The sequence below is a fragment of the Stieleria tagensis genome, assembly GCF_024129865.1.
In the GTDB taxonomy this organism is placed as follows: domain Bacteria; phylum Planctomycetota; class Planctomycetia; order Pirellulales; family Pirellulaceae; genus Stieleria; species Stieleria tagensis.
The window spans coordinates 1-7,842 of sequence record NZ_JAMYFE010000025.1; the positions used below are offsets into that span (position 1 = coordinate 1).

At 57.9% G+C, this 7,842-nt stretch carries 6 protein-coding genes; 5 read left to right on the forward strand and 1 reads right to left on the reverse strand.

The window, feature by feature from the left end; all coding sequences use genetic code 11:
* Positions 1 to 1,037: phosphoribosylformylglycinamidine cyclo-ligase (gene purM, locus NHH03_RS04615; protein ID WP_253154578.1), on the reverse strand; the 1,037-nt coding region annotated here is incomplete at its 3' end.
* A 456-nt stretch (positions 1,038 to 1,493) separates the two neighbouring features.
* Between purM and glgX the strand changes: the two genes are divergently transcribed.
* From glgX to NHH03_RS04640, 5 genes are all read left to right on the forward strand, one after another.
* Complete coding sequence (glgX, locus tag NHH03_RS04620) at positions 1,494 to 3,596, forward strand: glycogen debranching protein GlgX (protein ID WP_253154579.1); 2,103 nt, start codon at positions 1,494 to 1,496, stop codon at positions 3,594 to 3,596.
* Between the two features lie 110 nt (positions 3,597 to 3,706).
* Positions 3,707 to 4,324: a dCTP deaminase gene (gene dcd, locus NHH03_RS04625; protein WP_253154580.1), complete on the forward strand. Its 618-nt coding sequence runs from the start codon at positions 3,707 to 3,709 to the stop codon at positions 4,322 to 4,324.
* A gap of 34 nt (positions 4,325 to 4,358) precedes the next feature.
* A complete protein-coding gene (locus NHH03_RS04630) occupies positions 4,359 to 4,946 on the forward strand; it encodes a DUF2141 domain-containing protein (RefSeq protein ID WP_253154581.1) in 588 nt (195 codons plus the stop codon).
* A 30-nt stretch (positions 4,947 to 4,976) separates the two neighbouring features.
* Positions 4,977 to 6,506 (forward strand): ABC transporter permease, encoded by a 1,530-nt coding sequence (locus NHH03_RS04635; RefSeq protein ID WP_253154582.1) that lies wholly within the window; start codon positions 4,977 to 4,979, stop codon positions 6,504 to 6,506.
* Positions 6,507 to 6,602: 96 nt separating this feature from the next.
* Complete coding sequence (locus NHH03_RS04640) at positions 6,603 to 7,739, forward strand: DUF1570 domain-containing protein (RefSeq protein WP_253154583.1); 1,137 nt, start codon at positions 6,603 to 6,605, stop codon at positions 7,737 to 7,739.
* Positions 7,740 to 7,842: the final 103 nt, after the last annotated feature.

Below are 7,842 nucleotides of genomic sequence, written 5' to 3' on the forward strand. Positions count from 1 at the left end.
GTGCCGGTGGTGATTCGTCCAATCGGCTGCGATCGGACTCCGGCGTCGGCGAGTTGGGCTTGGATACTGGCAGCATAGAACTCGCTGACGATCATCGTCATGCCGATGCCCATGTTGAACACCCGCCGCATCTCGGCATCGGCGACGCCACCGGCCGACTGGAGGAATTGGAAGACGGCGGGCAATTCCCAAGCGGTGGGATCGATTTCGGCATCCACCCCTGGTGGCAGGATACGATCGACGTTTTCCTCTAAACCGCCGCCGGTGATGTGAGCCAGGCCATGAATGACGTTCTTGACCCGATAGTGGGACTGAACGGCACGGACGGCACTGACATAGATCTGCGTCGGCGTCAGGCATTCTTCTGCCAGGGTTTTTCCACCCAGCGCGTCGGGGGTGGAATCCCAGGTCAATCCGGCATCCGCGATGACCTTGCGAACCAACGAGAAGCCGTTGCTATGCAAACCGCTGGACGCAATGCCCAGGACAACATCACCGGGACTGATCTGTTTGCCGTCGATCAGTCGTTTGCGTTCGACGACGCCGACGGCAAAACCGGCCAGATCGTAATCGTCGTCCCCGTACATGTCGGGCATGATGGCGGTTTCACCGCCGAGCAGGGCCAGATCACCGGCCACACATCCGTCACTGATTCCTTGCACGATCCGTTCCAACCGCGACGGGTCGTCTTTGCCCATCGCGACGTAATCCAAAAAGAACAGCGGTTCGGCGCCGGTGCACAGCAGATCGTTGACACACATTGCGACCAAATCGATGCCGACGGTGTGATGGGTCCCGGTCAGCTGAGCGATTTTGAGTTTGGTGCCAACACCGTCGGTCCCGCTGACCAAGACCGGTTGTTCGTAGTTGCGAGCGAAAAGTTTGCCGGCAAAATCCAATTGAAACAGCCCGGCAAATCCTCCGTCGCTCGGCAGCACACGGGGACTGAAGGTGCGATGCATCAGTTTTGGCAGACGCCGCATCGATTCGGCGTACACGTCCAAATCAACACCGGCGTCTTTGTAGGTCGCTGCCATAGCAGTGTGTGTCAGGAGTCATTGCGGGGAAAAAAAGCGTTCGAGCGTGTCAGTTTGACATCCGAACACAAAATTCGGTAGGCGTCTGGGAAACAGAACGCCATTATCGTTCGCGCAGTGCGCCAGGTCTGTCCGACCACCCACCGCAGCGGCCATCAAGCGCCCATTCGTGCGGTTTCTGTCGGTCCTAGAGGGTAAACTCTGGCGGTTGGGAAGAACAATCCGGGCGCCGCGCCCGGCCAACGCGAATGATCATCCGTCTTTCACCAATCGTATCGGAAGGAATCTTCTGCACTGAGTCGCCAGTCGGCATCGCGTGTTCCGTGTGTCGTCTGTTTTCACCTCTCGGCCTGGCCGTGGAACGAGCGACAGCCGACAGGTGGTAGTGTTGGGATGCGAACGATTCAGTTCGCAACTTCGACGCATTACTGAAGGATTGCAGGAGACCCTCACAACATGCTTATGCGACAACCGACCGGAAATCTCCAATTCACGTACCAACCTCCGTTCGGCGCGACGTTGCAGGAAAACGGCGTCCAGTTCTCGGTTTTCAGCCGATCGGCGACCGCGATGCGACTGTTGCTGTACAACGACGTGACCGATCGCGAGCCGGCCGAGATCATCGAATTTGATCGCGACACCGACCGCTGGGGCGACGTCTGGAGTCTGACGATCCAGGGTTTGGAAGCCGGCCAACTGTACCATTTCCAAGCCAGTGGGCCTTGGGATCCCGACAACGGCCAGCGGTTCGATTCGTCGGCCCGATTGATCGACCCCTATGCCCAAGCCCTCGCCGGCACCTACCAACAAAGCGACGACGGCGTGATCCGCCCGCCCAAGTGTGTCGTGATCAACGACAACTTTGACTGGGAAGGCGACCGCCATTTGCGGCATGAATTGAGCGAGTCGGTGATCTACGAGATGCACGTTCGCGGATTCACCAAAAGCAAAACGGCCAAAATCAAACGCCCCGGCACCTACTTGGGTGTGATCGACAAGATCCCGTATCTAAAAGAATTGGGCGTGACTGCCGTCGAATTGATGCCGGTCAACGAGTTCCCGATTTTGGACATCTACGGCAACACGCCGGAGCGTCCGAATTATTGGGGGTATGACCCGATGGCATTTTTCTCGCCGCACCGAGGCTATGCGCATGACAAAACCCCGGGTGCCCAAGTCACCGAGTTCAAACAGATGGTCAAGGCGCTGCACGCGGCCGGCATCGAAGTGATCTTGGACGTGGTGTTCAACCACACCTGCGAAGGCAACGAGGAGGGCCCCACGCTATCCTTCAAGGGTCTGGAGAACCAGGTTTATTACATCCTCGGTGAAGGCAGTCACTACACCAATTACAGCGGTTGTGGGAACACGATCAACGGCAACCACCCGGTCGTCCGCGAAATGATTTTTCATTGTTTGCGGCATTGGGTTCACAACTATCACGTCGACGGTTTCCGATTTGACCTGGCGAGCATCCTGTCGCGTGACCGCAGCGGCAATTTGATCCCCAACCCGCCGATGGTCGAATTGATCGCCGAAGACCCGTTGTTGGCCGATACCAAAATCATCGCTGAAGCCTGGGACGCGGCAGGAGCGTACCAAGTCGGTTCGTTTGGCAGTGCCCGCTGGGCGGAATGGAACGGGCGTTATCGCGACGACATCCGTTCGTTCTGGCGCGGCGACGCTGGCACGCTTGGTGCACTGGCGACCCGTTTGGCCGGCAGTAGTGACCTGTACGAACACGCCGGACGGCCGCCGTTTTGCAGCATCAATTTTGTCACCAGCCACGACGGTTTCACCATGAGTGACCTGGTGTCCTACAAAGACAAACACAACCTGGCCAACGGCGAAGACAACCGCGACGGCGACAACCACAACATCAGCGACAACTACGGTGTTGAAGGCCCGACCCGCAAGAAAGGTGTCAGCACCATTCGGTCCCGTCAGGTCCGCAACATGTTGGCCACGCTGATGCTGTCCCAGGGCGTCCCGATGCTGGTCAGCGGTGACGAGGTTCGTCGCACGCAGAAAGGCAACAACAACGCCTATTGCCAAGACAACGACATCAGCTGGTTTGATTGGCGATTGGTGGAAAAAAACGCCGACATGCTGCGTTTCACTCAGGCGTTGATCCAGTTCCGATTGAACCAACCGACGGTCCGGCGGATCAGTTTCTTGACCGGCCGACCTGTCGACGGACGATTGATCCGCGACGTGTCCTGGTACCGCGAAGACGGCAGCCCGCTGGATTGGGGCCAGCACGAACTGAGCATGGTGGCCTACATTTCGGCCCCCAGCCGCGCCGAAGACCCTGCCGGGTTAGGACGCGACATGGTGCTGATGTTCAACAGCACCGGCGACGACCGGACACATCACCTGCCCGAAGTCGGCCGCGGCATGAAGTGGAATTTGTTCCTGGACACCGCCGCCGAATCGCCCAAAGACATCTATCCCAAATTGAACGGGCCGATGCCACCGAGCAACCGGATCGTCGCCATGCCTTGCCATTCGCTGAAGGTCTACGTCAGCGGGCGGGTGGCGACGAATCGGCGAAAATAAATCCGCCGGCAGGTTCGCTGCCGACCGCCGGCAGATTTGTTACACTTTTGACAACCCGATTCGGCACGTTTGCCGGTCGGGTTTTTCAATCGGATCGATTCGGAACAGCGATGCTTCTATCGAGCGACGAGATTCACCGGCGGTTGAGAAGTGACGAGATCAAAATCGATCCCTTCGATCCGTCGCGATTGAATCCCAACGGCTACAACCTTTCGCTGCACGAAGAATTGCTCGTCTACGAGGAAATCGTGCTCGATGCGGCAACCCCTAACCGCTATCGCCGAATAGAAATCCCCGACGACGGGCTGACGCTACAGCCCAACGTGTTGTATTTGGGACGGACGAGCGAATACACCGAAACACATGGTTTGGTCCCGATCATCCAAGGCCGTAGTTCGCTGGGACGATTGGGATTGTTCATCAATCCCGGTGGATCGATGGGAGATGTCGGCTACTGCGGCACCTGGACGCTGGAAATGCATTGCGTGCAACCCGTGCGGATCTATCCGGGCATGCAAATCTGCCAGATCTTTTATCAAGAATTGCGGGGCGAAGGCCAGATTTACTGCAGTGACAAATACCAGCACAGTCGCGACATTCAACCGAGTCTGATGCACCGCGAATTCGGCCAATCGGTCGACGAAGCTCAATTGGAATTGAACTTTGGTGACGCCGCCTCCACTGGCCATCCCAAGCCGGAATCGACAGAATCATCGGCCAGCGCTTGAATCCCTCGATGAATCCCTCGAATCCAGTCATCGCATGCCGCCTCTGAATGAAACCTCGACCCGCCGCCAACCCAATCGCCAAGGCCGCTTCAAACGCGCCTGGAAGGACAGCCATGGGACTTGGTTGTTGGGATTTGCCGGCGTCATTTTTTTGATCGGGTTATTGATGATCCGGTTGAGCCCGCCGGGTAGCGAGGAACCCACGATTGATTTTTCCGAAGACGTCAGCGCACCGATTGCGCCCGCCCTGCCGCCGGACGCCATGATCATTCGCGTCACGACCAGCCAACCGGCCTCTCATGGCCCGATTCGGATCGCCCTGTACGATTCCAAAGAGTCGTTCGGCGATACCGACAAAGCCGTGATCAAAGATTCGTTGGTACCGGTCGACGGGTTTGTGATTTGGGAGATCAAACGGGATTTTCTGCCGGAGCAATTTGCGATCGCGGCCTACCACGATTTGGATGACAATGGCGAACTCAACCGCGCACTGTTCAATGCTCCGGTGGAACCATACGGATTTTCCAACAATGCCCGCAGTGTGATCGGTGCCCCGACCTACGAACAGACGATCATCGAGCGCCCAACGGAGCCTACGATCTTAGAAATCCGCGTCTATTGAAACACCGCCTGTCTGCAGCCAATGTTCTCGATGATCTGGATTCAACCGCTGCTGCTGACCTTGCAATTGATGCTGCTGTGCGTCGTCGTTGCAGCCCTGATCGGGATCCCACTAGCCTTTCTGATCTCATTGCTCCCCCAGCAGCGACGTGGCGGGCGCGTGATCGCTGGTTATTGCCTGCTGAGCATGGTTGCCTGTGTTGCCACGCCGATGATTCTGCATGCGGCGGCCTGGGAAGCGACCGCCGGAAAATTTGGTTGGCTGACGTTTTCACAAACTGCCGCACGAACCTACACCGGACTGGCCGGACGCTACGGCGGGCTGGTCGCTTGTGTCTGGATTCACGGTCTGTTCGGTGCCTCGCTGGTTTCGCTGGCGACCTGGTTTGGGACCGCACGGATCAGCAACGACGTGGTCGACCAAAGCCGACTCGATGGCGGACCGATCCGGGCCTGGTGGTGGGTGCGACTGCCGCTTGCGTGGCCATGGGTGTGCACCGGATTGTTGGCCACCGCGATTTTGGCAGCAACCGAAATGACGGTGGTGGATCTGTACGGCGTGCGCACACTGGCGGACGAATTCTATCTGTTCCATGTCACCCAACCATCGCTGGTGTCGGTGATGATGGTGTTGGTATTGCCCTGCGCGCTGCTGATCGCATTGGCCGCGGTCGGCATTCTCCATCGACGTCGCCCGGTTGATGCGCGGCGATTACGACCGATCGATCCGGCTGTCGTGCCAGAATCACCGCGCGGGTGGGGTTGGTTTGCGGCGCCGCCGGCCGTGGCACTTTCGACACTGATGTTCGCATTCCCATTCGCGGGATTGCTGATGAAGACCGGGCAGACGGTCATCGTGTCCCCCCAACCAGACCAAGGGGCTACGGTGCATTGGTCACTGCGCCACTGTGTCGAAGTGTTGGCCGTCGCGCCGCGCGAGTATGCCGATGAATATCGATGGACGCTGTTGCTGGCGGTCGCCGTTGGCCTGGTATGCGTCCCTGTCGCTTGGACGCTTGCGTCGCTGATGCGAACCCGCCCCCAGGCCGGTCGCTGGGTCGACTGGATCTCGCTGGTCGTGTTTTTGATTCCCGGGCCGATTGTGGGGTTGGTGGTGGTCTGGTTGTTTTCGTTGCCGCTACCAGGGTTCAAATTGCTGTACCAACAATCACTGCTGCCAACGATCTTGGCGCTGATGATGCGAGCCCTGCCGGTCAGCTATTGGATCATCCGCGCGGCCTATTGGGGTCTGGACCGATCGCTGCTAGACGTCGCACGACTCGATTTGTCGTGGGGCCGCCGAATGTGGTCGATCGATCGCGTCCTGTTAATCCGCCCGCTGCTGGTTGCCGGTTTGGCGTCAGCGGTCATGGCCAGTGGTGACGTGCCCGTGACGTTGCCGGTGTTACCGCCCGGCGTCGTGACGGTGGGAACTCGCCTGTTTGCGTTATTGCACAGCGGAGCTCGCAATCAGGAAGCGGCACTCGCATTCTGGTACGTTTTAGCGATCATTTTCGTCTCGATTGTGCTCTGGATTGGTTGGAAGCGGTCTGGCCGATGACCTACACTACAACTGCGGAGTGACGGGCAGACTGATACCAATCCCGCGCCGCCACCACCTCGGAACTCGCTTTTCTCTCGCATGTATTGCTCACGGATGTCACAACAGACCACGACACGCCCCGTTTTTTCGGTGGGCCTCCACTGGATCGGCATAGCCGTCATTTGCGCGTCGCTTCTACAGGCGACGATCGCGCAAGCGGTCGAAACGGTCACGTTCAAATCAGACGAAAAAGATCTGGTCAATGGCGTTCCGATGCCCACGCGAACCGTGACCGGAGAGATTTTGGTCGAGGCCCAGGATGGTGGGTTGATGCTGCAAAGTGACGACGGTCGGATTTGGATGGTGCAACCGAGCCAAATCATCAGCCGTGAATCCAACGATGCTCAGTTGCAACCGTTGTCCGCCGACCAGATGGCCGAGCGGATGACGGAAGAAATGCCAAGCGGTTTTTCGGTTTACCGCACCGCACATTATGTGATCGTCCACAACACGTCCGATGCCTACGTCCGCCAAGTCGGATTGTTGTTCGAACAGTTGTATGGTGGGTTTTATGCCTATTGGAAAAACCAAGGTTGGAAACTTCCCGAGCCCAAGTTTCCCTTGGTCGCATTGGTGTTCGCCGATCGAGACGATTTTTTGAAACACGCCGGAGCAGAAGTCGGCGAGACCGCGCAAATGGTGATCGGCTATTACCATCTGTCCAGCAATCGGATGACGACTTTCAACATGCCGAACCTGGAACGCAATGTTGCCACGATCATCCACGAAGCCACACACCAGTTGGCATACAACTGTGGTGTGCAGCGCCGGTTTGCCGATAACCCGATGTGGGTCAGCGAAGGTCTGGCGATGTTTTTCGAGTCACCTGATTTTAAGAACGCCGCGCGCTGGCGCGGCATCGGCCGGGTCAATCAAGTCAACCTACATCGTTGGCGCAATTACTTGCCCACGCGACCGGCGGACTCCCTGGTCACGCTGCTGTCGGACGACGGCCGATTTCGATCCTCCGACACCGCGACCAGCGCCTACGCCGAAAGCTGGGCGCTGACGTATTTCTTGCTCAAAACCCGGCGTGAAGAATACGTCGAATACCTGCGGCAATTGAGCAAGGGAAAACCGATGGCCGAACTCACCGCCCGCGAACGAATTGAGATGTTCGAATCCGTGTTCGAAGAATCGATGGATCAGATCGACAAACAACTCGTGCTCTACATGCGCCGCGTCCGCTGACCACCGATCGGAGTCCACGCGTCGGGGTGCGTCAACAAAGAACAACGCGACGCAGACGTGTTGAAGTTGCACTTTCGCGTGAGGCGTTGTTTTTTGGTAACCC

Bases quoted from the DNA above. Each gene is read 5' to 3' on its own strand.
- glgX (WP_253154579.1), top strand. From the start codon at position 1,494: ATGCTTATGCGACAACCGACCGGAAATCTCCAATTCACGTACCAACCT.
- dcd (WP_253154580.1), top strand. From the start codon at position 3,707: ATGCTTCTATCGAGCGACGAGATTCACCGGCGGTTGAGAAGTGACGAG.
- NHH03_RS04630 (WP_253154581.1), top strand. From the start codon at position 4,359: ATGCCGCCTCTGAATGAAACCTCGACCCGCCGCCAACCCAATCGCCAA.
- NHH03_RS04635 (WP_253154582.1), top strand. From the start codon at position 4,977: ATGATCTGGATTCAACCGCTGCTGCTGACCTTGCAATTGATGCTGCTG.
- NHH03_RS04640 (WP_253154583.1), top strand. From the start codon at position 6,603: ATGTCACAACAGACCACGACACGCCCCGTTTTTTCGGTGGGCCTCCAC.